Origin of the sequence: Aggregatimonas sangjinii (assembly GCF_005943945.1) — a bacterium.
In the GTDB taxonomy this organism is placed as follows: domain Bacteria; phylum Bacteroidota; class Bacteroidia; order Flavobacteriales; family Flavobacteriaceae; genus Pelagihabitans; species Pelagihabitans sangjinii.
Genome location: NZ_CP040710.1, coordinates 4,145,516 through 4,169,996, shown reverse-complemented (window position 1 = coordinate 4,169,996; position 24,481 = coordinate 4,145,516). Strand labels below are relative to the sequence as shown.

The 24,481-nt window shown below is 44.2% G+C and carries 15 protein-coding genes; 7 read left to right on the top strand and 8 right to left on the bottom strand.

What is annotated here, in order from left to right; genetic code table 11:
* Positions 1–17: 17 nt before the first annotated feature.
* Together FGM00_RS17420 and trpS are read right to left on the bottom strand one after the other, a co-directional pair.
* Entirely contained in the window at positions 18–3,806 is a 3,789-nt protein-coding gene (locus FGM00_RS17420; protein WP_138854146.1) for a TonB-dependent receptor, read from the bottom strand.
* A gap of 411 nt (positions 3,807–4,217) precedes the next feature.
* The gene (gene trpS, locus FGM00_RS17415) at positions 4,218–5,186 is read right to left on the bottom strand and encodes a tryptophan--tRNA ligase (RefSeq protein WP_138854145.1); all 969 of its coding nucleotides are present in this window, start codon (positions 5,184–5,186) and stop codon (positions 4,218–4,220) included.
* Positions 5,187–5,259: 73 nt separating this feature from the next.
* Between trpS and FGM00_RS17410 the strand changes: the two genes are divergently transcribed.
* Positions 5,260–6,006 (top strand): lysophospholipid acyltransferase family protein, encoded by a 747-nt coding sequence (locus FGM00_RS17410; protein WP_138854144.1) that lies wholly within the window; start codon positions 5,260–5,262, stop codon positions 6,004–6,006.
* Positions 6,007–6,130: 124 nt separating this feature from the next.
* On the opposite strand, the gene FGM00_RS17405 is transcribed toward FGM00_RS17410, so the two are convergent.
* From FGM00_RS17405 to recA, 4 genes are all read right to left on the bottom strand, one after another.
* Positions 6,131–7,735 (bottom strand): outer membrane beta-barrel protein, encoded by a 1,605-nt coding sequence (locus FGM00_RS17405; protein WP_138854143.1) that lies wholly within the window; start codon positions 7,733–7,735, stop codon positions 6,131–6,133.
* Complete coding sequence (locus FGM00_RS17400; protein ID WP_138854142.1) at positions 7,728–8,354, bottom strand: RNA polymerase sigma factor; 627 nt, start codon at positions 8,352–8,354, stop codon at positions 7,728–7,730. The genes FGM00_RS17405 and FGM00_RS17400 overlap by 8 nt, the downstream gene beginning before the upstream one ends.
* A 21-nt stretch (positions 8,355–8,375) precedes the next feature.
* A complete protein-coding gene (locus FGM00_RS17395) occupies positions 8,376–8,792 on the bottom strand; it encodes a hypothetical protein (protein WP_236262834.1) in 417 nt (138 codons plus the stop codon).
* A gap of 132 nt (positions 8,793–8,924) precedes the next feature.
* Positions 8,925–9,929, bottom strand: a complete 1,005-nt coding sequence (gene recA / locus FGM00_RS17390) for a recombinase RecA (protein WP_138854141.1) — start codon at positions 9,927–9,929, stop codon at positions 8,925–8,927.
* Between the two features lie 677 nt (positions 9,930–10,606).
* Between recA and trhO the strand changes: the two genes are divergently transcribed.
* The 5 genes from trhO (at position 10,607) to FGM00_RS17365 (ending at position 17,362) form a co-directional block, all read left to right on the top strand.
* Positions 10,607–11,638 carry an oxygen-dependent tRNA uridine(34) hydroxylase TrhO gene (gene trhO, locus FGM00_RS17385; RefSeq protein ID WP_138854140.1) on the top strand — a complete coding sequence of 344 codons (1,032 nt, stop codon included), beginning with the start codon at positions 10,607–10,609 and terminating at the stop codon, positions 11,636–11,638.
* 460 nt (positions 11,639–12,098) lie between these two features.
* Positions 12,099–13,412 (top strand): PSP1 domain-containing protein, encoded by a 1,314-nt coding sequence (locus tag FGM00_RS17380; protein ID WP_138854139.1) that lies wholly within the window; start codon positions 12,099–12,101, stop codon positions 13,410–13,412.
* A complete protein-coding gene (locus tag FGM00_RS17375; protein ID WP_138854138.1) occupies positions 13,405–13,890 on the top strand; it encodes a gliding motility lipoprotein GldH in 486 nt (161 codons plus the stop codon). Before FGM00_RS17380 ends, FGM00_RS17375 begins: the two co-directional genes overlap by 8 nt.
* A 6-nt stretch (positions 13,891–13,896) precedes the next feature.
* Positions 13,897–16,248 (top strand): transglycosylase domain-containing protein, encoded by a 2,352-nt coding sequence (locus tag FGM00_RS17370; RefSeq protein WP_138854137.1) that lies wholly within the window; start codon positions 13,897–13,899, stop codon positions 16,246–16,248.
* Between the two features lie 577 nt (positions 16,249–16,825).
* Positions 16,826–17,362 (top strand): GNAT family N-acetyltransferase, encoded by a 537-nt coding sequence (locus FGM00_RS17365; protein ID WP_138854136.1) that lies wholly within the window; start codon positions 16,826–16,828, stop codon positions 17,360–17,362.
* 24 nt (positions 17,363–17,386) lie between these two features.
* Here FGM00_RS17365 and FGM00_RS17360 read toward each other — a convergent pair whose 3' ends face one another.
* Positions 17,387–21,586: an Ig-like domain-containing protein gene (locus FGM00_RS17360; RefSeq protein WP_138854135.1), complete on the bottom strand. Its 4,200-nt coding sequence runs from the start codon at positions 21,584–21,586 to the stop codon at positions 17,387–17,389.
* A 575-nt stretch (positions 21,587–22,161) separates the two neighbouring features.
* Here FGM00_RS17360 and FGM00_RS17355 point away from each other — a divergent pair.
* A complete protein-coding gene (locus FGM00_RS17355; protein ID WP_138854134.1) occupies positions 22,162–23,316 on the top strand; it encodes a serine hydrolase domain-containing protein in 1,155 nt (384 codons plus the stop codon).
* Here FGM00_RS17355 and FGM00_RS17350 read toward each other — a convergent pair.
* Positions 23,313–24,470 (bottom strand): methionine aminotransferase, encoded by a 1,158-nt coding sequence (locus tag FGM00_RS17350; RefSeq protein ID WP_138854133.1) that lies wholly within the window; start codon positions 24,468–24,470, stop codon positions 23,313–23,315. The two genes, FGM00_RS17355 and FGM00_RS17350, sit on opposite strands and share 4 nt — an antisense overlap.
* Positions 24,471–24,481 lie beyond the last annotated feature (11 nt).

Sequence of the window (24,481 nt, the reverse complement as noted above, 5' to 3'; positions counted from 1 at the left end):
TAAAATTTTCAGATTGATTATTGACCTCCGAATGATTTTAATACAGCACCGGCAATCCCATCAGGCGATAAAGCTTCGATTGAAACTTGAATCTCCTTGGCCAGGTCGGAATTATAAAACTCGATAGTGGCTTTTCCATTTGCATCGGTGCTCATCTTCGGATTCCAATACAATGTCGCACGGTAATCGGGAGTTTTGTGAACATCAAGCGGAACGTCGTACTTTGGAGAGTAGAATTCCTTGGTCATCGAATGTCCTTGTACTTTAAGCGTAGGTGCTTCAACCTTATCGATTGCTGGTTGCGCCCCTGATTTGGTATACACGATAATAACGCCATTTTGGCCTCTCAATCCCGAAATCATGGAAGCGGTTCCTGCCTTATGCACCTCTATCCTATCGATCGACAAAACATCCAATGTTTTAATGAGATCAGGAACCGGTGCCGAAGGTGTTCTGGTCGCCGAGCCTGTACCTGCTACATTTTCAACTCCGCCCCGCCCTTCGGTAAATCCTGGAGGCGGAGCAGTGCCCGTTCCCCCATTACTTTCACCGTTAAAAGACTGGTTTGGATTAAATGCATCAGCAAAGAAGGGTACTCCATCAACTATCCAGAGTGGGCTGCCACCATTTCGGATACTTATTTCACTATCGAAGCCTGTACCGGAGACCCTTAACCCTGGAACTCCCCTGAGCAACTGAAAAATATCGACTAGGGGCCTTTGATCATCAGCGTACACTGTAAGATCCGGAACGACTCCATAGAGAGAGGGACTATCAGCGCGCTTTTCCTTTTTCTTGTCTACCACCGTGACATTTTCAAGTTTCGTCACATTTTCAAAGTTAAAAATGGAATCCGATTTCTTACGGGTAGTCGCGTAGGTCTGGTAGTCCCTTATTTCTTCGGTATCTGTACGTACGGTGCTGCTACTAAATTCGGCCGAGGGCAATTCGTTGGTGAATTCGTTCAGCGTGACATTCAGGTCAATCGGTTTATCAGCGCTATCAAAAGCATTGAAAACCAAGGTCGTTTCGCCTTCTAAATTGAAATCGGTTAGTTCAAATGTACCGTCCACCTCGGTCTGCGTAGATAGCACGCCCAGACGATCATCCGCTTTGGCGATTACCCTCAAGACGGTGTTTTTGAGTGGCGCTCCACTAGGCTTTTTGGCGGTTCCGCTTATCGGAAGCCCCTTGGCAAAGGGATATTTCTTTTCGTCGTTCGAGGTCTTCGAGAGCGCCAGCCAATTGTATTTTCGCCAACCGTGGGTAAGCATGACAAGGTCTAGCGCACGTAATGTGCCTCTTTCCTGATCTGAAAAAAGAAGACCTGGATTTTCTACATGCCCCTTTATATTACTTTCGAGTAGCAATTGGGTCAATATGGTGCCTGAACCTGTATCACGCGCGGCTTGGCCTTTGTCGGTAATGGCGACCGAAAATTCCGTGGCGACGGGCTGCCCGTTGGTATCGGTAATCGTGACTTGAAATGTTACTTTCTCCCTTGTTTCCAAAAGTAACTTTTCCGTATTGGTTTCGATATCCAATTCCTGTTGGCTGGTAATGAAAATAGCCCGTTCGCACCAAGGTTTACCATCGCTGTCAAAAAGAGTAATGGTAAGAACTCCACCAGGAATCCTAGTTTTAGGGATTTCCAAACGAAGGGCTTTTTCGTTACCAAATTCAAACTTGCCTTGATAGTATTGGCGCTGCCTCGAATGCGCGACGAGGTAGAAGCTATTATTTCGCAACGCCTCGCTTGCCTGTATTGTTAACCGTACCGTGTTCGGATTTAAGTTATCGGCCAATAGACCGTAACCGTTTTCTAGGGCTGCTGGCAATTCATATCGCGTTCCGTCTTCTAAAACGGCCGTGTATGTTTCCCCTTTCTCCGGTCGTAATGAAAAGAAACCTCCCCCTCTATCCAAAGTCGATAGCAGCGCTACCTGTTTTCCCGAACTGTCGATAATATTTCCTTTGATTTTTACGTTAAGGCCATCGCTCCCAACAGCTTTGAAAGCTACTTTAGCCTGGAGATCCGCTACCAGATGACCTCCTTCGGGAAAAAATTGAAGGTCGATAGGTCCTTCGGCAACTGTTTGAGAAGGTTGACTATCATTTTCATTGATAATTTCAATCTCTTTTTTAAAAAAGAAGTCAGGATTGAAATTGCGCATCCATTGCGTATAAGACCGCAATTGGTACCTGCCTGAGGGGAGGTTTTTAGGCAACTGTAGGTTTCCAGAACCGCGACCATCGCGCAATGGGTGGGTTTGCGCTATAACGATTTTGGAATCCGGACCAATCAAATCAACATGGAAAACACTGCTTGCGCCGGAGTACTCATGATTCGAGCCCAGAACGACATAGGCACTAAACCAAAGGTCTTCCCCCTCGGCAAGTAGTTCTTTGTCGGTGTGCAGGAATACCTTTTCGACGGGATTATAATTGCGAAAATCATTGATATCCTGTGTCAAGGCGATGATAAAGGGGTCTTGCGCAATGTTCAAATCCATCAAGGCGAGATTGTCAGAACTATTGAGAAAAACGCTGTTGAATGCTTCCTTTTTTTCAAAGGCGTTGATGACCTCTTCCTCTACGGGAGTTCGTTTTACGATGGGATTGTCAAGCCAGAATTGTTCGTTATACCCAATAGCATCCAATTTTTTCCAATCACTGCGATTGTTTCGCAGACGGCCTCCCAATTTTTTTCTGGTATTGGAACGGTAATGTTCGTAAAACAGGAGATTTGAAGACGTTGAGGTACGGTATTGCAGACTGTCGTTTTTATAATAATCGAATGACTGATCAACTTTGATATAATCTAGTACCGATTGCTTCGTACTGTCTATTTTATAGTTGATATCGTAGGCGATTTCGTAATTCTTCCAAGAAGCGTTTTTCGTAGTGAGCTTTGCCATATCAAAGGCATCGTTTTTTAGCACGCCGGTAACCTTTCGTATGTCATAGCTATTCATATCGATGTATACGTCTCCGCTGAATGCGGGAATGGTGGTGGAAGGCAAGGCGCTAAAATGAACAATGGCAATCTTGGCATCGTCCGATTGGATAATTTCCCTTACGTTGACCGTATAATGCCTCTCAAAGTCCGGATGCAAGGGAAATACGAGCTTGTCCGTTTTTGGTTGCAACGGGGTCAACAAACGTGAAAAGGAGGTGTAGTTTCGGTTGATTACCGCATTTTCGTTAAGGGCATAACGGCCTTCTACGATACTCCAATTCTTGATTCCTGCGGAACCGTAGCGTATATCGTAGAAGATTTCGGAAAACTCCGAATAGTTTTCCCCATTTTTTGACTTTTGCCGGTAGAATGCCCGACCGTACAAATCGTTCTCAGCATCGTTCTCCGCTTTTAGAAAGGCTTTTTTTGCCAAGTTCAAGGCCAGTACATCTCGTTCGGAAGCCGATACAACAACTTCATCCAAAACGGTGGTTAAGGGTATTAAGGATATATTTAAATCGGAATTATTGGAAACTTTCACTCGATAGGTTTCATAATTGACATGTGAAAATGTCAAGGTTGCGGGGAAACTGTCCACTTCAAGAATAAATTCGCCAAGTTCATTGGTGGCCGTACCCATAGTGGATGAGGCTACCTTAATATTACAATAGGGAATCGTCTCTCCAGTCGTCGCGTCGGTAACTTTACCTTTAAGTTCCTGCGGGGCAGCTTGAAAATAGCCACTGTGAATTCCACTATTGTGCACAACTTCAATTGCCCCGCTCATTGCAGCAGGCCAAGCTATAAGGAGTAAGATGAAGACCGATAATTGACGTAAATAATTCATGATAGTGTGCTAATGCAGAACAATTTACAAAGTGATTTTTATTATAGGGAACAAAAATGGCTCAAAAATAGTACAGCTTCCATTTTCCCTACACGCGCTGACACAATTTGGAAAGCGTTGTGCCAATAATCTTGTAAAAGAAGATAAGAAGGCATTTTGGCACACAATAGAGTGAAGAAATAGGTCAATTTCCTGGTCGAAAAAGTATCATAAAAATCCAGATTTTTTTTAATGACTTCGAACAAGGTAATGAAAAACGAGGGGTTCTTTAAATTTTAAGACCAAATGGTATTAATCGTAGAGAAAATAGTAATCCCGCAGACTGTGCAAGCGGGTTAAAGAATCTTTGGAACATCTCATTCAAAACAGTAATTGACGAGATTTAGTAAAGGCTATAGCTGCCCTCTTTTTCTAATAACCCAGCTTGCCCCGTACCCGTTCCAAAACGCCATCTGCCACTTTCCTGGCCTTTTGAGCTCCTAAATCGAGGGCGGCATCAATTTCACTGGTATTGTTCATATAATAATCGAACTTCTCGCGGGCATCGCCGAATTTTTCAACGATTACCTCATACAGTGCCTGTTTGGCATGGCCATAACCATAGTCCCCGGCGAGGTAATTGGCACTCATTTCTTCGATTTGGGGCTGGGCAGCCAGTATTTTATAAAGTGCAAAGGTGGTGTCGTTTTTGGGGTTCTTGGGCGCCTCCATTGGCGTACTGTCCGATATGATTCCCATGAGCTGTTTGCGCAATTGCTTGTCCGATTGAAACAGGTTGATCAAGTTGCCCTTGCTTTTACTCATTTTTTCGCCATCCGTTCCGGGAATGTACATGGTCTGTTCCTGTACTTTGGCGTCGGGCAACACGAAAGTCTCTCCCAATTGTGCATGAAAACGGGAGGCCACGTCGCGGGTCATTTCAATATGTTGCAGTTGATCTTTCCCAACGGGTATGATATGGGCGTCATAAAGCAGGATATCGGCGGCCATTAACATCGGATAGGTAAAGAGCCCCGCGTTAACATCTTCCAAACGGTCTGCCTTATCCTTGAACGAATGGGCAAGCGTCAACCGTTGATACGGAAAAAAACAACTGAGATACCAGGCCAGTTCTGTCACTTGGGGCACATCGCTCTGACGATAAAAAACCGATTTATCGATATCCAGACCAAAGGCCAACCAAGCCGCGGCGGTCGCATAGGTGTTGGTTCTGAGTTCTTCCCCATTTTTAATTTGGGTAAGGGAGTGCATATCGGCAATAAACAAAAACGATTCGTTTTCCGGATTTTCCGCCATTTTTATGGCGGGGATAATTGCTCCTAAAATATTTCCCAAATGTGGTACTCCCGTACTTTGTATGCCTGTTAAGATTCTTGCCATGCTACTATTGCTGTAAGTCGACAAAGGTAAAACAAATCATAAAAAGCAAAGCGAAATCCCTATTTTTGATTCCATGACCAAACTCCTCAAAAATATTGGGTACACCCTATACCGTATTTGGTTCTATATTTTGGTCGCACTTCCCATTTTTATCTTCTTTCCCTTTTTATTGGTTTGTAGTTTAAGGGAGGAATGGTACCCTCAATTCTTCTGGATGGCCCGAAACCTTTGGGCCAACACTATTTTATACGGAATGGGATGTCCGCCTACAATCAGTCGCGAACAAGATTTTGAAAAAGGCAAAAGCTATATGCTTGTGGCGAACCACACCAGTATGCTCGATATTATGTTGATGCTGAAAGTTAGTAAGACCCCTTTTGTCTTTGTTGGTAAGAAAGAATTGGTCAAGATCCCCATTTTCGGATTTTTTTACAAAAGGGTCTGTATCCTGGTCGATCGTGAAGATGCCAAAAGTCGCACCGGGGTGTACCGCCGCGCACAGCGAAGATTACAACAGGGCACAAGTATCTGCATATTTCCGGAGGGTGGCGTGCCGGATGAACATATTCTTTTGGATACTTTTAAGGATGGTGCCTTTAGAATGGCCATTGCTCACAAAATACCTGTTGCTCCCATTACCTTTTATGATGGTAAAAGACGGTTTTCATTTACGTTTTTAAGTGGGGGGCCAGGAATACTACGTGCCAAAGTGCATCGTTTCTTTGAGACGGGTATTTTAGCTGAGGAGGATAAATTGACCCTGCGAGAGGAGGTTCGGGACGTTATTTTAAAAGAGCTTCAACGTCAGAAAACTGCTTGATAGGTCATTTTAAAAATGAAAAACACCCCTCTAGCATGAAGGGGCGTAGTTTTGGGTCAATGTGCTCCCATCAACCTACCAACCAATGTTTTCTAAAACTGTGTACAAGCACAAATCAAATGGATTAAAACTTAAAGGTTAAACCACTATAAATACCTATCGAAAAGGGATTGAACGTACCATCTACCTGGCTAAAAGTATTGAGTTGGTACTTGAACAACGGTTCGAGATTCAATTTGATTTTCGGTGTAACATTATAATCGATGCCCAGACCAATGTTGGTGCTAAAGTTCACCTCGTTGACGTTATTGGCTTCACCCATTTCCGTCGTTTCGTTCCCTGAGGTCAACGAAACCGAGTTGTCTATCAAGAAAAGCGAACTAAAACCACCAATGACGTTGATACCCACTTTACGATCAACCAAGGCATAGTTCAATTCCAAAGGAACTTCTAAATAACCGAATTGCTGCGACATCGTGCCGTTGCGGGCAATGGATGCGTTCGAACTATTAGCGTCAAATGCTTGATTGGAATCGCTTTCGCTTACCGAAACAGCGGAAGCACCAGCTTTACTTCTTACAACGAGGTTCCTTGCCGTCGTCGCATAATCGATATTGTCCATCTGATCGGTAATGGCACCATCCAAAGACGAGGAGAACTCGACATCACCGGTATCATAGCCATACGCAACCTTGTGCAGACCGGAGCGTACACTCAGGCGATCATTTATCTCATAATTCACCGAAAGTCCGTAGCTCAAATTGGTTTCCCCCGATTTAGAGTTGGGTACCAAAATAGAATGAACTGGGGAACCCTCTCCGAAGGCGTCAAAATACACCGGGGCGACACTCGGTCCAGCAGACCATCTTTTTCTGGGTTCGTTTTCTGCGATTTCTGTTTCTTCCTGCTGCTTTATTTCGTCAAAAATCGATTTTTTATTTCCTTCTTCAACGGTTTGGTCTTCGAGATTTTCCTCTTCTTGAACGCTATCGTTCTGAGCAATTTCAGTGTTTTCAGCAGATTTCATTAAACCGTCTTTCTTCTCCTCTACAGAATTCGGTCGGTCTTCTTGCTGTGCGATAACCCCATTTACGGATTCATCGGAAACCGATTTTTTTGGGTCTTTTTGTGCAACAACACTTTCTTGGTCAATTTCATTCAGTTCCTTAAGATTTTCTTTTGGATCGATGCCTTCTGTTGATTCGTTGTCAGTTGATTCAGTGATTTGAGCATTGATATTTGGGTCGCTTTTATTCGACCTTTCTTTTTGAACGGATGTAAGCTGCGATTCTCCCCCGTTTTCTGAAGTGGGCGAAAGTTGTAGCTCTTTTTTGGGATCTGGATTTGTGTTTTTAGAAGGGTGCGATTGCTTGTCGGCGGCATTACCCTCGTCGGTGTCCTGCGAATTTGTATCGGTTAGCTGGGTTTCATCGGTATCCGTCGTATCTAAAATTCTATTTTCCTTGGTGTTCTCTCGTTCCAAGGAATCCGTCTTTTGCTCAATGTCGGTCAGGGCAGGTTCTCCATCAGCATCCGAAAAGGGATTAATGGCCAATAGACCAATGACTAGCACTGCTGCTACGCCACCAAGTTTCCACCAAAGCGGAATCGCCCGCCTTTTTTTCTTATCCAGGGACGCTTCAAGGGACTGCCAGACTTTTTCGTCCGGGACCTGCTCAAAGTTGTCGAACTTCTCCTGAAAGAGTTCGTCGAGTTTCTTTTTACCCATTTTCTAATGGTTTAGTCAATTTTTTGATTTTCTTTTTCATGCGTTTCCGTTCAGATGCGCTTTCCCCGATAAGGATAAACAGCACCCCAAGGGCAGATCGGCTGTAATCGGCCTCGATTTTCTCTTTTAACAATACCCGCGCCCTCGAAAGGTTGGATTTCGAAGTACCTTCGGAAGTACCCAATTGTTGGGCGATTTCCTGATGGGAATATCCATCGAGAACATACATATTAAAGGTTAGGCGATATTTATTGGGCAGTTGTTGAATGTAGCCGAGTAGTGTTTGTAAATCTATATTTTCTTGATCTACTGCTACTTCGATTTCATCGGCTACATTTTCGGAGACCACTTTCAGATGCTCCTGTTTGCGGTATTTCTGTAGAACAGTGTTTACCGTAATACGTTTGATCCATCCCTCGAAGGAACCTTTTGCACCATATTGACCGATTTTATTATAGATAGTCATAAAGCTATCGTGCAAGCTATCTTCGGCTTCTGCTTTATTGCGTGAGTATTTTAAGCAAATACCGTACAGCACACTGGCATAACGGCGGTACAATTGCTCCTGTGCCCCGCGATTACCTTGCTTGCAGTTATGTACGAGTTCTTCTAAACTCAACGTTGGTATAGGTTTTGGCGGTTAATTTACCGGAACGGTTATCTCGAAAAACTGATGCTCTCCTTCGTCATCTTGCCCCTCGTAAAAGCGGAAGGTATAGGTTTGGTCGTGAATCACTACAAAGTCGAAGGAGACCTCTATTTCCTCTACTTCCGTAGTACACGCCCTATCGGTGAAGACGGAACCGATGACCACGACATCGCGCACCGTAGTATCCGGACTGGTGACATCGAAGCCTTCAAAGAAAGTGCAACCGTCGGGTCTTTCGAAGGTTACGGTAATCTGATACCGCTCATTCAACTCGAATGACTCGGGAACTTCAGCGCTCAAAGCCCTCAAAGCCGTGAAATGAAAATTGGGTTCATCGTCATTGCTACAGGAGCTAATGACCATCGTAAAAGCAGCCAAAACTGATAAAATTGCAAACCTCTTCATCATACCAATGGTTTTCTTACCATTAAGATACCAAAAAGTCTATAGGGTTGCGTCCTAGCACCTAAAAAATAATTCAAGCGGCTAACCCGTAAAAAAACGTTACATCTAGAGGCTAGGTGTACTGTTCAAATATGGCTACTTAAGCGCGTTTATGGCTTCGCGTATCTTGGCATCCAACTCCTCAAAAAGCTCGGGATTGTCAAGTAGCAGATTCTTCACGCCGTCGCGTCCTTGTCCTAATTTGGTGTCCCCATAACTGAACCAAGAACCACTTTTCTTGATGATTTCGTACTCCACGCCAAGGTCGATAATCTCGCCTACTTTAGAGATGCCCTCGCCGTACATGATATCGAATTCGGTTGTTCTAAATGGGGGGGCTACCTTGTTCTTCACCACCTTTACACGCGTCTTGTTACCCTTTACCGAGCCGTCGGTATCCTTTATCTGGGTCGAGCGCCGGATATCTAACCGTACCGAAGCGTAAAACTTTAGGGCGTTCCCGCCGGTAGTGGTTTCGGGATTCCCGAACATAACCCCGATTTTTTCACGCAACTGGTTGATGAATATTACGGTACAGTGTGTTTTGCTGATCGAACCGGTAAGTTTACGAAGTGCTTGGGACATCAATCGTGCGTGGAGTCCCATTTTAGAGTCTCCCATTTCGCCTTCGATTTCGCTTTTTGGCGTCAATGCTGCGACGGAATCTATGACCACGATATCAATGGCACCCGAACGAATAAGGTTGTCGGTAATTTCCAAGGCCTGCTCACCGTTGTCTGGTTGTGAAATGATGAGGTTATCGATATCCACCCCTAATTTTTCCGCATAAAAACGATCAAAAGCGTGTTCTGCATCTATAAAAGCGGCTATCCCACCATTTTTTTGTGCCTCTGCAATAGCATGCAAGGTCAATGTAGTTTTACCGGAAGATTCCGGACCGTATATTTCGACTACCCGTCCTCGCGGATATCCTCCTACACCCAAAGCGATATCCAGGCCTAACGATCCCGAGGGAATGACCTCTACATCCGCTACGACCGTATCGCCCATCTTCATGACGGCACCCTTTCCGTAGGTTTTATCCATCTTATCAAGGGTTAATTTCAAGGCCTTTAATTTTGCATCTTTTTCCGAACTCATAGCTTCTAAATCGTTTAATGTGTTGTTTTAATGGGAATTATCGAAATATTCGGGTGGGATTGTCGTCTAGGCTTATCGTATGATGTAAGACTGTGGATTTGTCCCGAACAGGGTGGCTAAATTAGTGTTTCTTTTTGCATAATTCAAATATTGGAAACACTTGGGAAATCGATTGACGCAACCTTTTGATAAAATATGCGTCTATTTAGTAAAGTGCAATGGCTTTCTTTTATATATGAGGTCGTTTTTAATGATACTGGTTGATTGATAGCCATGTTATAGTAGTACTTTTCTAAATTGCTATGAGGAAGAAAATTAACATGGCGAATAGGGCCCCGGAAATTATCGGGGCTCTTTTATTTGCAGCTCTTTCAAAGGTCTTACGTTTCTTGCCTCCTCCTTAAATATTCTTATTTTTGCCCTTTACAGTGAACTCATATAGACATTTTAGTCAATTCAGAAAGTTTGAATGAGTCCAATAATTAAAATAACCTCTTAGAGACTGTTTGGAAATATTTCGTTAGAGTTGTTATAGCCTTTTTTTGATGCATTATGAGGCAAAATTTTTGAGCATAGCAGCGCTACGGTCACAAATTTTAACGAAATAAGGCGCAAAAAGAGGATGTAAGAAAATAATCGAGATATTTTCAAACAGTCTCTTAGTCTATTCGTATAGCATGCAACTGTACAATACCTTAAGTGCAAAGGAAAGAGCTGCCCTTATTCAAGAGGCGGGCCATGAAAGACTGACCATTTCTTTCTATAAATATGCACATATCGGCAATACGTCGCTATTCAGAAACCATTTATTCATTCATTGGAACGAACTTGATGTGCTTGGCCGTATTTATGTTGCTCATGAGGGCATAAACGCGCAATTATCTGTTCCTGCGGAGAATTTCGAGGCCTTTAAAAAGCATCTGGATACGATATCCTTTTTAAAGGGTGTGCGCTTGAATATCGCCATCGAACAGGATAATATGTCGTTCCTGAAATTGAAAGTGAAGGTGCGTAAAAAAATCGTTGCCGACGGGCTCAATGACGATACTTTTGATGTAACGAACAAAGGCATTCATGTAGACGCCGAAGAATTCAATACGCTGATCGAAGACCCGGATACGGTATTGGTAGATATGCGTAACCATTACGAAAGCGAAATAGGCCATTTTAAAAATGCCATCACGCCCGATGTGGATACGTTTCGCGATTCCTTGGATACCATTGAAGCGGAGTTGGCAGACCATAAGGAAGATAAAAAGCTGGTCATGTACTGCACCGGGGGCATTCGCTGTGAAAAAGCCAGTGCCTATTACAAGCATAAAGGGTTCAAACAAGTCTACCAGCTTGAAGGAGGTATCATCGAATACGCTAGGCAAGTAGAAAACAAAAAACTAGAAAACAAGTTCATGGGCAAGAACTTTGTCTTTGACCACCGACGGGGCGAACGTATTTCTGAAGATGTCATCTCACAATGCCACCAATGCGGAATTGCTTGTGATGTTCATGAAAATTGTGCCAATGAAGCCTGCCACCTCTTGTTTATCCAATGTGCGGAGTGCAAGGAGAAAATGGATAATTGTTGCTCTGAAGAATGCAAACAAGTACACAACTTGCCCTATGAGGAACAAAAGGCGCTACGCAAGGGGAAAGGTGCCAGTAATAAAATCTTTAAAAAAGGCCGGTCTCCCGTTTTGAAGTTTAAGAAGTGAGCTAGCGGGTAGACATTAGTCCGTAACTGCACTATTAGTCCAATATTACGAATTTTGTCTAACAAGTATAAAGTTTATGAGTTTAGAGGTTTTATGAGTTTATTAAAATAAATAACGGTATATCAAATGATTATACGTTGTGCAAGATGATGAATCTATAGCAAAGGGAATTCTTCTAAAAGGATTCTCATCTGGTGGCTGAGCGTAGCCGAAGCCAAAAAATGCTCAAGCAAGCGAAAATAGAAAGAATCATTACGGACATCCTTGTTGAGCTTGAACGATACTATGGCGAGCTGGGCTTATACATGATCTTGTAAAGCTGCCTACTGCTGCTCAAAACCGCGAACTCCTTTACAACGTATTTCCTTGCCTTCACAAATTGTATTATCTTTACTTTTAAGTGAATATGAACCTTATTCCAAAAAAACCGAAAGGTTTTTTCGGAACCAAGATATAAAATATGGCATGTAGTAGTTGTTCGACCGGAACGGACGGACAACCACGTGGCTGCAAGAACAATGGTACTTGTGGCTCTGATGGTTGTAATAAATTAACTGTTTTTGATTGGCTTTCCAATATGTCGCTACCTTCTGGCGAGCGCGCTTTCGACTGTGTTGAGGTGCGGTTTAAGAACAGCCGAAAAGAATTCTTCAGAAATACCGAAAATCTTTCTTTATCGATCGGCGACGTCGTTGCAACGCAGGCTCAATCGGGTCATGATATTGGTATGGTAACCCTTGTGGGGGAGCTGGTGAAAGTGCAGATGAAGCGCAAGAAAGTCGATTTTAAGGATGAAGCGCTTCCTAAAGTCTATCGCAAGGCTTCGCAAAGCGATATCGATAAATGGCAAAAATGTCGCGACCGTGAGGAAGAAATCAAAAAACGGGCTAGGGAAATGGCCATCATTTTGAAGCTGCAGATGAAAATTTCCGATGTAGAATTTCAGGGCGATGGATCAAAGGCAACTTTTTATTACACCGCTGAGGAGCGCGTAGATTTTAGGCAGTTGATCAAGGATATGGCGAAGGCCTTTTCCATCCGTATCGAAATGCGCCAAATCGGATACCGCCAAGAAGCGCAACGCTTGGGTGGCATCGGATCATGTGGTCGTGAGCTGTGTTGCTCGACCTGGTTGTCCGATTTTAGATCGGTCAGTACTTCCGCGGCACGGTACCAGCAGCTTTCCTTGAATCCGCAAAAACTTGCCGGACAATGCGGGAAGTTGAAATGTTGCCTCAATTACGAGTTGGATACCTATCTGGAAGCCTTAAAGGATTTTCCATCGCAGGATACCAAGCTCATGACCGAGAAAGGCATCGCTTTCTGTCAAAAAACTGATATTTTTAAAGCCACTCTTTGGTTCTCGTACAAAGATGACCCCGCAAACTGGCATACGCTATCCAAAGAACAGGTACAGGAAATTCGCGCGAAGAACAAGAAGAAGGAAAAAGTGGCAAGTTTAGAGGAATACGCCATCGAAAACTATGTGGTAGAAGAAAAGGTATTGTTCGAGAATGTGGTGGGCCAGGACAGCCTGACCCGCTTCGACAGACCCAAGCGAAGCCGAAATAGTAAAAATCGGAACAAGAACAAGAACCGCAACCGAAATAAGAAAAGTGGCAATGCGCAAACCAAGAGCAATTCCGGAAATCGGGGGCCAGCAAACAAGAGCGAAGGCGGCAAAGGACAAGGTGGAAACCGGAACCGAAAGCGGCGCAACAACAATCGGAATAAAAATCAGAACAACACAAAGCAACAGCCTAAAAATGCGTAGTTTTTTTATTGTACTTCTAGCGTTTGCTTCGCTGGTTTCCTGTGATACAGGTCTAGTGAAATCGGAATTTAAGGCCACTACTAACGGGGTTTGGGAAAAAGATAATCAAATTGAGTTTACCTTTTCAGAATTAGATAGCCTTGCCCAATATAATATGTTCATCAACGTTAGAAATGATGATACCTTCCCATACAACAATCTATTTTTGATTGCCGAGCTTAATGGCCCCGATGGAAGTGTTGAAAAAGACACTTTGGAGTACCAAATGGCAGACCCTGATGGTACTTGGCTGGGACAGGGCTACGGCAGTTTAAAGGAGAATAAATTGTGGTATAAAGAGAACATCGTTTTTCCGTCTTCAGGCGTATATACCCTAAAGGTGGCGCACGCCATGCGCAAGAACGGCAAAGTGAATGGGGTGGAGCAACTACAGGGCATCACCGATGTAGGTTTCGAGATTGAACAACGAAATAAGTAACAGGTAATGGCAAAAGCGGCAAAGAAAAAAAAGGAAACAACAGGTTTCTTTAAGTTTATCAAATGGTTTTGGATTTTATTCGCCGCGGGAATATTGTCTGCGACGCTATTATTTTTGGCTGCATCCTGGGGCTGGTTCGGCGAGATGCCAACCTTCGAACGACTAGAAAATCCGCAAACCAATTTAGCCACCCAGATTATTTCTTCAGACGGTGTGGCACTCGGGAATTTTTATTTGGATGATAATAGAACTCCGGTAGCCTATGACGATTTACCTCAGAATTTGATAGATGCCCTAATCGCTACCGAAGATGCAAGATATAACGACCATGCAGGAATAGATGCACGAGGTACACTAAGGGCTTTTGCATATTTGGGGAGCAAGGGTGGAGCGAGTACGATTTCACAACAACTGGCAAGACAGCTGTTCGTAGGTGTACGGACCAAAAATAAATTCGAAGCGATTAAGCAGAAAATAAAGGAATGGGTCATCGCAACCCGTTTGGAACGTGCGTATACCAAGGAGGAAATCATTGCCATGTATTTCAATATCTACGATTTCGGCAACAATGCCGATGGTATTCGGTCAGCCTCAAAAATTTATTTTGGTAAGGAGCCCAAACAACTGAAAATAGAGGAGGCGGCTATGTTGGTGGGCATGTTCAAAAATTCATCGCTTTACAATCCGATTCCGAGGAGAAACCCAGTTGGCACCAAAAATCGACGTGATGTGGTTTTGGCACAAATGGCCAAGTACGATTATATTACCGAAGCCCAAAAAGACTCGTTGCAAGCTTTGGAAATGAATCTCAATTTCAGTCCGCAATCGCATAGAGATGGCTTGGCCACCTATTTTAGGATGTACGTACAGGGTTTTATGAACAACTGGATCAAGAAGAACCCGAAACCGGCTTTGGAAGGTCAGCGCGATAAATGGAATATTTATTTAGATGGATTAAAAATATACACCACGGTAGATTCAAGGATGCAGAAAAATGCCGAGGAAGCGGTATCCGAACATATGAAAAATCTTCAAGCGGAGTTTTTTCACCAAAATACTCCCGATCGCAATAGAACAACACCATTTTTGGATCTTGAAAAAAGCCAGATCAATGGTATTATTGAACGGGCGATGAAAACATCTGACCGTTGGCGTTCGATGAAACGGTCCGGAAAATCCGAGGAGGAGATTCGAGCGTCTTTCGACAAAAAAATAGACATGACCGTTTTCGATTGGAATAGCGATATCCAGGAAAAGGATACGGTCATGAGTCCGAGAGATTCCATTTTTTATTACAAGACGTTTCTGCGAAGCGCGATGATGAGTATGGAGCCGCAAACGGGTCATGTAAAGGCTTGGGTAGGGGGTATCAACTATAAACACTTTCAGTACGACAATGTGTACCAGGGCGCCCGTCAAGCAGGTTCTACCTTTAAGCCATTTGTCTACGCAGCTGCAATCGATCAGTTACGGCTTTCGCCCTGCGATACCCGGCCCGACACCCAATATTGTATCGAAGCGCAAAAACATGGTAATACGGACAAATGGTGCCCTGAAAATGCCTCTTTGCAATATTCCGGTAAGGATTACACCTTAAAAAAGGCCTTGGCCAATTCGGTCAATACCGTGACCGCTCAGCTTATCGATATGGTCGGCCCTAAATCGGTAGTTTCAATCGCCAGAAGTATGGGCTTGACCAAAGAAATTCTAGAGGTACCCGCAATAGCCTTGGGAACACCCGATACCAATGTCTACGAAATGGTCGGTGCCTATGGTACTTTTGCCAACCAGGGAGTATATGTAAAACCGGTAATGATTACTCGTATCGAAGATAAGAACGGGACGGTCTTATATGAATACGTACCGGAAACTAAGGACGTGTTGAGCAAGGAAGTTGCCTATGCCATGGTAGATTTAATGAAAGGAGTTACACAAGCCGGTTCCGGAATGCGGCTTCGGCATACTTCGCAAAAGAACGAGACTGTTTACAAAGAAATTGTTACCGGATATCCATATGAACTCAGAAACCCTATTGCAGGGAAAACCGGGACCACACAAAACCAGAGCGATGGTTGGTTTATGGGCATGGTTCCGAATTTGGTTACCGGAGTTTGGGTAGGTGGGGAGGAAAGGTCCGTGCACTTTAAAAGTATCACATACGGCCAGGGTGCTGCCATGGCGCTACCCATTTGGGGGCTGTATATGAAAAAGAACTACGCCAACGAAGAGCTGGGAGTCTCCGACAAGGACTTTGTTAAACCCCGCGGCATGTCCATTGAACTGGACTGTGATAAAATACAGGAAGAAATGCAAAAAGACCAAGATACCGATGACGATTTAGATGACATTGGCATTTAGGTTCGAATAGTCGATTAGGTCGCGACTCTAAAATCCCTTGATAACTTCATTTATCCGTTCGTAAGAATGCTTTTCCACTGTTTTGCACAGTCTCCGCTGTCATTCATCGAATAAATCCGCTTTTCGAGGGTCACGCCACATTTTGGGCGGTCTACACAACAATAATTAGGTGAAAAATACCGTTTAAAAGTATCTTTACTTTATAGTAAAAGCCCAAATCGTTTTCATTAACCTAAAAAAAGCCCCAATGAACCACTCATCAGCCCAAGAGGAAATTCAAGTCTACAAAAATGATTTTGTAAGCGGATTTTCCATGCTGTTGCGAAAGCTATTCATGCTTTAAGCACAACCCAAAAGAAATTTTTCAAAGCGGCTTCCTCAAAGGCCGCTTTTTTTTGTTTCATTATTTATAGTTGTAGGTTAAAACCCTTAACCGTGTAGATTTGTTTTGTATATATTTTATCAATATGGATGGCTAGGTGATAAAGTCATGATGTATTTTGGCCTAGCCACCGTGTATTTCCCATTTGTACGATTGGGCGAAAGTGGTTAAGTTAGTACGCTCTAGAACGTTGCTATGAACATTAGAAAATGCACTGCCGCTGATATTAAAACTCTTGTTCAAATTTCATTGCGAACCTTTGTGGATGCGTTTGAAAAAGAGAACGACCCGGAGGATTTTAATGCGTATACGACTGTGGCATTCTCGGAAGAAACCCTTACCGAACAGCTTCATAATCCATATTCCACCTTCTATTTCTTATATAAGAAAGATGAACTTGCGGGATATTTCAAATTAAATGAATATGCAGCCCAAAGCGAAATGAAGGGCCCTGATACGTTGGAGTTGGAGCGTATATATGTCGAAAAGGCTTTTCAGGGGCAACAGCTGGGAACCTTTATGTTGAAAGAGGCAATTCGAATAGCTTCCGAACTTGAAAAAAAGCAATTATGGCTTGGGGTATGGCAAAAAAATATCAATGCCATTCGATTTTACGAAAAACACGGTTTCAAGAAGTTCGCTACCCATCCCTACTATATAGGCCAAGATAAGCAGACCGATTGGCTGATGCGGATAGCGATAAAAAGCCCCTCCGCAATTGAAGGGGCTTAAAGTATATTGATGTGAAGAGAATGCCTATCCTTTGATGACTTTCTTATAAACTTCTTCTCCCAAAGCGGTGTACAGCCTGAGAAGGTACATCCCGTTTTCCATTTCGGCCAAGGATATGGGCAATTCGGTTTGATAGTCCTCGATTTTCCCTTGTTTTATCAGTGTACCGTTCATTCCATAAAGCGAGTAGAAGGCGTAGTTCGCATCCCTTGGAAAAGAGACCATCGTCTGACCCCTAGTCGGATTTGGATATACGGTGGTCTTCTCCGAGACGAAATTTTCCTCTACGAAATTAGTGCTCACCGGTGAAATCAATTCAGAATCAAAAGTTTCTTCTTCATCCTCCGTTGTTGCCGAGGTACAGGTATTGTCGGTTTGCCCCAGACCAATTGGAGCGTTTGTGGAGTTGGTGATTAAAATCTTGTCCAATCCTGCACCGTCTTCCCGATGCGCGATCTCCAAGGTATTATTCCCTTGCAAAAGTGTAAAGGAAACGGGTAAGTTCACATTATTTCCATCATGAATCCGGTTCCATTCAAAATCATTATGACCAGGAATTTGATTCCAGAGCAACCAAGCTCCTCCGTTCACGCGTACCCAGAAACTGTCATCACTTCCACTTGGTGTCATGGCTCTGGCATATATGCTATAGGTGCCCGCATTTATGGTGAAGTCATATGTGATGATCGAGTTGGTATCCGTTGGCACTTCATCATAATTGTTTCCAGTAGAAGGAATCAAGTATTTGCCCCCAGATGCCGCCGCATTGTCCATAATATTCCAATTACTCCCGACGTTGGCACATTCCGCTTCGAGCCACAACTCCGTAGTATCGGGAATTGACCCTGCATCAACTACCCTGATTTGAAGGGTTTCGAAGATACCACTAAAATCGTTTGCCCTAACCGTAATGGTGGCACTGCCCGTGCCGACCGCCGTAACGTTTCCATTTTGGTCGACCGTGACTACTGCGGTGCTGCTGCTTGTCCAAGAAATGCTTCTATCCGTCGCATTGGTCGGAGAGACAGTTGCGGCGAGAATTTCTACCTGGCCGATTTCGAGGGTAAGTTCTGGAGAGTTTAAGGCGATACCCTCCACTAGGATATCTTCTGGAAGAGCCTCGCTAACGTTTACCTGTGCGGAATTCGATGCGCCGCTACCGTCAGCGGCCGTTGCGGTGATCATAGCGTTACCCTCCGTTAATGCGGTAACGTTACCGTATTGGTCTACGGTTGCGACGCCCGTATTACTGCTTGCCCAGGTAACGCTCTGGTTCGTTGCATTAGCGGGTGCGACGTTTACCCCGAATGTATGTACTTGGGTAATATCAAGATCGATTTGTTGTGGGTTTATGCTAATACTTTGAACGAGGATATCCGGTATGGGGCTAACATTTACCGCTATGGTATTGGAGGCTGCACCGGCATCGTTCGCCGTTGCGGTAATGGTCGCGTTCCCAATGGCAACTGCCGTTACGTTTCCGTTCTGGTCTACCGTTGCGATATTCGTATTACTACTGCTCCACCTGATGCTCTGGTCTGTTGCATTGGCGGGGAAGAGGTTTGCGGTAAGAGCCTGTACTTGATTAAGCTCTAAATTAACTTCTTGCGGATTTATGGTGATTTCGTTCACGAGGATATCCTGTGCCGCAGCTTCGCTTACGGTTATGGGTACCGTACCCGATATACTACTACCATCCTCCGCCGTTGCGGTAATAATGGCATTCCCGGCTGACACTGCCGTTACGTTTCCGTTCTGGTCTACCGTTACGGTGTTGGTGTCGCTACTGGACCATATCAAACCAAGATCGGTTGCATTCGAAGGTGATACGGTAGCGGTAAGTTGCCTAACTTGATTTATCTCCAGGTCGAGTGACTGCGGGTTGATAGTAATACCGTCGACCAGGACATCAAAAGAACAAGAATCCCCTGTTTGACCCGACCCGACCGGGGTTGCCCCTGTATTCGCGATAAAGACCTTATCGATGCCCACTCCGTCTTCGCGATGCGCGATTTCCATTGTGTTGGCGCCGTCTTCAAGTGTAAATCTCAGCCTTGCGTTCACATCATTGCCATCATGCACTTGGCTCCACTCAAAAGTAGTACTACTGGGCATTTGATTCCACATGACCCAAGTTCCGCCATTCACCCGAATCCAGAAACTATCATCGCTTTGGCTGGGTGCCAAGAGTCGTGCAAATATCGCATAACTGCCTGCATTTGCCGTAAAATAAAAAGTTATTCTAGAGGCGGAATCCGAAGGAGCTTCAGTGAGATTATTGCCGGTCGGGGGAAGCAGATATCTGTTGCCCGATGCAGTGGTATCGTTTGCCATAGTCCAATTGGATCCAATAGTGGCGCATTCGGCTTCGAGCCAAAGCTCGGTAGGTTCGCCCCCGTCGATAACTATCGTGGTAGTATCATAAATACTGGCATCGGCAACTGCCGTAGCGGTTATTACTGCGGTGCCAGGGCTAACCGTAGATACATTACCATTTTGATCGACGGTGGCGATAGCCGTATTGCTGCTGGACCATCTCACATTTTGATTGGTTGCATTCGCAGGTGTTATGGTTGCCGTCAAAACAGCTGTTTCCTGCATGTTCAGCGTTATGACATCCGAATCAATATCAAGCCCCGTTACGGCAACGGTCGGAGACCCATCTACTTGTGCCATACGGTGAAAATCCCTTGCGATGTAGGCTAAATAGATTTCGAGGTTGCTATATCCCGCATTATTGGTAACCGATATGCCATCAAGGAGCCAATTCACTTTTGTGCCACTGGCATCCGTAACGCCGTGCGCGGCTTCAAAGTTGTCCGGCAAACCGTCCGAATCAGAATCGACAGTGGCCACTGTTCCTGAAGCTGTGCTGTAACCGCCCGTAAAAGGCGTGAATTGCGGCAGCCCTTGGTCGGTCATTCCATCTGCATTTATTAGGCTACCTCCGGTTTCGTCGTGTAGATAGCCTATTTGTCTTGATCCGTGGGAATCCCTAACCAACGAATTTCCAACATCGGCGATCAAAGACGCTTTTAGTTCGCCAACGGGTAAAACTCTTTGGGAATTTGTCAATGGAAAATTATGCTCCGTTGATGTTCGATTACCGCTGTTTAATAGGATCGTACCGTTTCCGTTTGAACTGCCAGCTCTTAATAGGCCCGTTACCCACTCATTTTCTGTTCCCGTTGGTCTAAAATTCGGGTCGATGTTATCACGTAAATAGAGCTCGGTGTTGTAGGGGCTGTCCTCTGCCCTAATCATATATCGATTGTTATTTCCTTGGGGGCCTTTAATGTTGAGGTTGCCTACGACATTAGCTCTTAAAAAACCAGTATTGCCAAATCGTGGAAACGTACAAACACTCTGGCGGGCATTATAAATGAGGTTGTTGCTGAATTCAACATTACTTCCTTGGTTATCAACCTGAATGAGCATATTCCGATCATCATTGGACAACATCAAATTCCTAAAGAAGGTGATATCTTTTGCTGTTCCGAAAATTCCTCCTTTACTATGTAAATCCCTATAGCCGTTGGTGGCCTCCCAAGTGTATTGATGCGAAGCCCATGCCAATGCCTCGCTAATGTTGCAGTCTTGAATGGTTACCCTATTACTGTAACTGAAGTCTAAATTTTCGTCCGTACTAAACGAAACGTCGCAATGGTCTAACACGAGATTGTTCAATTGCACTAGAGTGATGTTGTCCCCTCCTGTTTCCCCATTTGTACCTACCCCACGCCTAGAGTTGATGAAACGTATAATAATCTGTCCTTCACTCTGGGTCGGATATGTACTTCTTCGTATCATCGGCCCCGACCAAGTGCCATTATTCCTTAAGGTAATCCCTTGACCCCCGTCAATACTTGCTGTTTGACCGGCCAATGTTTTGTGCGTTGTGATTCTGATATCGCTTTGAAGTATAATTGTACCCCATACTTTTAAAAGAACATATCCTACATTGGGGTCTTCCATGGCGGCGCGTAGACTGCCGGCTCCAGAATCATTCAAATTTGTAACATAGGCAACGGCTTTCCCCCGGCCTCCTATGGTTGATTTTCCGAAGCCTTCCGCGGTCGGGAAAGCTTTTAGCTCATCAAGTGTAACTGACTGACCCCTTACCGTTTGAGTAACGAAGGGGTTAAAGAGGAACAGGGCTAAAACGAGTATGAAAAGGATGTATTTTTTTTCATTCCTTTTCAGAAATACTGAGTAGGGTAACATGTAGGTGGGGGGATTAAGATTTGGGTTTAAAACGATCTACTATTCGGAATGCATATGATATTGGCTTTTTAATGTTAAGAGTCTTTTTGTCTTATAATCATTCTAACCTATTGTAGGTGAACAGGTTATGATGAATGGATTACAATGCTTAAAAACTCGGATAAACGGGAATAAACGTTTCCAAATTGTACCGTTGCGGACTGTTGCCAAAAGTCAGTCAACGGGAAATTGGTGTCATTCACCCGAACAGAACGCTAAATTGTAAGAAAAATTGTTCATGGCGCCATCGATTTAAATCTAGAGACTCGAGTCGATTCATACTTTAGACCAAGACCAATAAAGTAAACACTTCACGCAATTTGAATAATACGAACGAAAAATTGATTCAATTTCAAGCCCCTACAAATTTTTGAGGAATTGAGAAAAGAATTTTCGAAGGGGTAATTTAACGGTTATATATTTTCCCAAAACAGGTCTCAATACTTAGGAAAAATGGCTGAATAACCTTAGCGACGACCCAGTGGTCGATGTAAATTGATTTACCTAACTTTAGCGCATTCCAAAATCCGATCAAAATGAAGAAATTGTTTTGCGCCCTGTCCTTAGTCATAGGTCTTGGTAACGTCGTAGCCCAAGACGAATACTATTTTCCCGAACAGAATGCTATATGGGAAGAAAAACAACCGAACGCGATTAAGATGAACACTAAAGTGCTTGAAGAAGCGGTAGCTTTTGCCGAATCGAATGAGTATTCAGGGTCTCGGGACCTGCGAATTGCTATCTTAAAAGGCTTTGAACGCGAACCGTTTCATCAGATTTTGGGGCCGACCAAAAAAAGAGGCGGTCCGGCGGGAATGATACTTAAAAACGGCTATATCGTGGCAAAATGGGGCGATACCAAACGAGTGGATATGACCTTCAGCGTCACCAAAAGTTTTTTATCGACCGTAGCGGGTCTAGCCGAGGACAAGGGCATTATCGCAAGTACTGACGATAAGGTGGTCGACTATATTTGGGATGGTACTTTCGATGGGGCGCACAATTCCAAAATCACTTGGGAGCATCTGTTACAACAGAACTCAGCTTGGTCGGGCGAGTTGTGGGGCGGGAAGGATTGGGCCGATAGACCTCCCCGCGAAGGTGGTATTGACGATTGGAAATTTGAAAAACCGGCTGTACCGGGCACCGAAATGGAATATAACGACGTTCGCGTAAATGTGCTCGCCTATTCGCTTACCCATGTGTGGCGTAAACCAATACCTTTGGTGCTCAAAGAGCAAGTGATGGATAAAATCGATGCTTCCTCTACTTGGCGCTGGCACGGCTATGAAAATGCATGGACGGAAGTGGACGGATTACAGATGAAATCGGTCACTGGCGGGGGGCATTCCGGAGCCGGACTTTTTATTAATACGGAGGATATGGCGCGTTTTGGTCTTTTGTTCCTGAATGGCGGTAAATGGAAGGAGCAACAACTCATTAGCGAGGCATGGATAGCGAAAGCCATTGCACCTTCGGCACCCAACGTGAATTATGGCTATATGTGGTGGTTGAACAAAAAAGGAGACCGCCATTGGCCAGGGCTTTCGGAGGACCTCTATTATGCTGCTGGCTTTGGTGGGAATTTTATGGTGATCGATAAGGAGAACGATCTGGTAGTGGTAACGCGCTGGCTCGAACCAAGCAAAATCGGGGAATTTATGACCAAGGTGAACGCTTCTTTGAATTAAAGACTGTTTAGGATTGCCGCTGCCTTTTCAAGGGTTTCCTGCTTTTTAGCAAAACAGAAGCGAAGTACGTTGTCGTTCCTATTATCTACGTTAAACGATGAAATGGGGATACTTGCCAGTTGATGGTCTGTAATGAGCCGTTTTGCAAAATCCTCATCGTTTTCATCTGTAATCGCTTCGTAGTTCAATAATTGAAAATAAGTGCCTTGTGAAGGTGTAAATTCGAAACGTGAACTCTTTATGGCCTCCAAAAAGAAATCACGTTTTTGTTGATAAAAGGCACTCAAGGCCAAGTAATGTTGCTCTTCTTCAAGATATGCTGCCATAGCGCGTTGTGTCGGATGGTCAACACTAAAAACCGCGAATTGATGTGTTTTCTGAAATTCCTGCATAAGCTCCTTGGGGGCAACGCAGTACCCCATTTTCCACCCGGTTACATGAAAGGTTTTTCCGAAAGAGGCACAGATAAAACTGCGTGACGCCAAGTCATCAAAGCGGGCGGCACTTTCGTGCGCTTCCCCATCAAAGACAATATGCTCGTACACCTCATCACTAATCAAAATGATGTTGGTACCGCACAGGATTTCCTGCAATTGAAGCATATCATTAGCGGCGAAAATGCGTCCGCTTGGATTATGCGGGGTATTGATAATCACCATTTTCGTCTTAGTGCTGATTTTAGCCTTAAATGCCTCCCAATCTACTGCATAGTCAGGAGCGTTTAGCTGCACGCAAATGGGAATACCACCGTTCAATTCAATGGCGGGTTCGTAACAGTCGTAGGCTGGTTTGAGCACAATTACCTCATCTCCAGGGTGTACGAATGCGGTGATCGCCGTATAAATAGCCTGGGTTGCACCTACGGTTATCGTTATTTCTGTTTCAGGATGATAGTTTCGACCATATAGTTTTTCAATTTTTTCCGAAATAACCTCTCGCAAGCCATAATATCCCTGCATAGCCGCATATTGGTTGTGACCTTCCTGCATTGCCTTGGTAACCAAATCTATAAGTTGCGAATCGGTCGGGAAATTGGGAAAACCCTGCGATAAATCAATTGTATGATGTGTTCTGGCCAGGTTCCCAATGGTCGTAAAAATCGTGGTTTTCACATTCGGCAATTTTGAATCGATAGGAGTGGCGAATTGTTTCATCGGGAATTGGG

Coding starts and splice junctions, on each gene's coding strand:
- FGM00_RS17420 (WP_138854146.1), bottom strand. CDS start 3,806: ATGAATTATTTACGTCAATTATCGGTCTTCATCTTACTCCTTATAGCT.
- trpS (WP_138854145.1), bottom strand. CDS start 5,186: ATGGCAAGAATCTTAACAGGCATACAAAGTACGGGAGTACCACATTTG.
- FGM00_RS17410 (WP_138854144.1), top strand. CDS start 5,260: ATGACCAAACTCCTCAAAAATATTGGGTACACCCTATACCGTATTTGG.
- FGM00_RS17405 (WP_138854143.1), bottom strand. CDS start 7,735: ATGGGTAAAAAGAAACTCGACGAACTCTTTCAGGAGAAGTTCGACAAC.
- FGM00_RS17395 (WP_236262834.1), bottom strand. CDS start 8,792: ATGATGAAGAGGTTTGCAATTTTATCAGTTTTGGCTGCTTTTACGATG.
- recA (WP_138854141.1), bottom strand. CDS start 9,929: ATGAGTTCGGAAAAAGATGCAAAATTAAAGGCCTTGAAATTAACCCTT.
- trhO (WP_138854140.1), top strand. CDS start 10,607: ATGCAACTGTACAATACCTTAAGTGCAAAGGAAAGAGCTGCCCTTATT.
- FGM00_RS17380 (WP_138854139.1), top strand. CDS start 12,099: ATGGCATGTAGTAGTTGTTCGACCGGAACGGACGGACAACCACGTGGC.
- FGM00_RS17375 (WP_138854138.1), top strand. CDS start 13,405: ATGCGTAGTTTTTTTATTGTACTTCTAGCGTTTGCTTCGCTGGTTTCC.
- FGM00_RS17370 (WP_138854137.1), top strand. CDS start 13,897: ATGGCAAAAGCGGCAAAGAAAAAAAAGGAAACAACAGGTTTCTTTAAG.
- FGM00_RS17365 (WP_138854136.1), top strand. CDS start 16,826: ATGAACATTAGAAAATGCACTGCCGCTGATATTAAAACTCTTGTTCAA.
- FGM00_RS17360 (WP_138854135.1), bottom strand. CDS start 21,586: ATGTTACCCTACTCAGTATTTCTGAAAAGGAATGAAAAAAAATACATC.
- FGM00_RS17355 (WP_138854134.1), top strand. CDS start 22,162: ATGAAGAAATTGTTTTGCGCCCTGTCCTTAGTCATAGGTCTTGGTAAC.
- FGM00_RS17350 (WP_138854133.1), bottom strand. CDS start 24,470: ATGAAACAATTCGCCACTCCTATCGATTCAAAATTGCCGAATGTGAAA.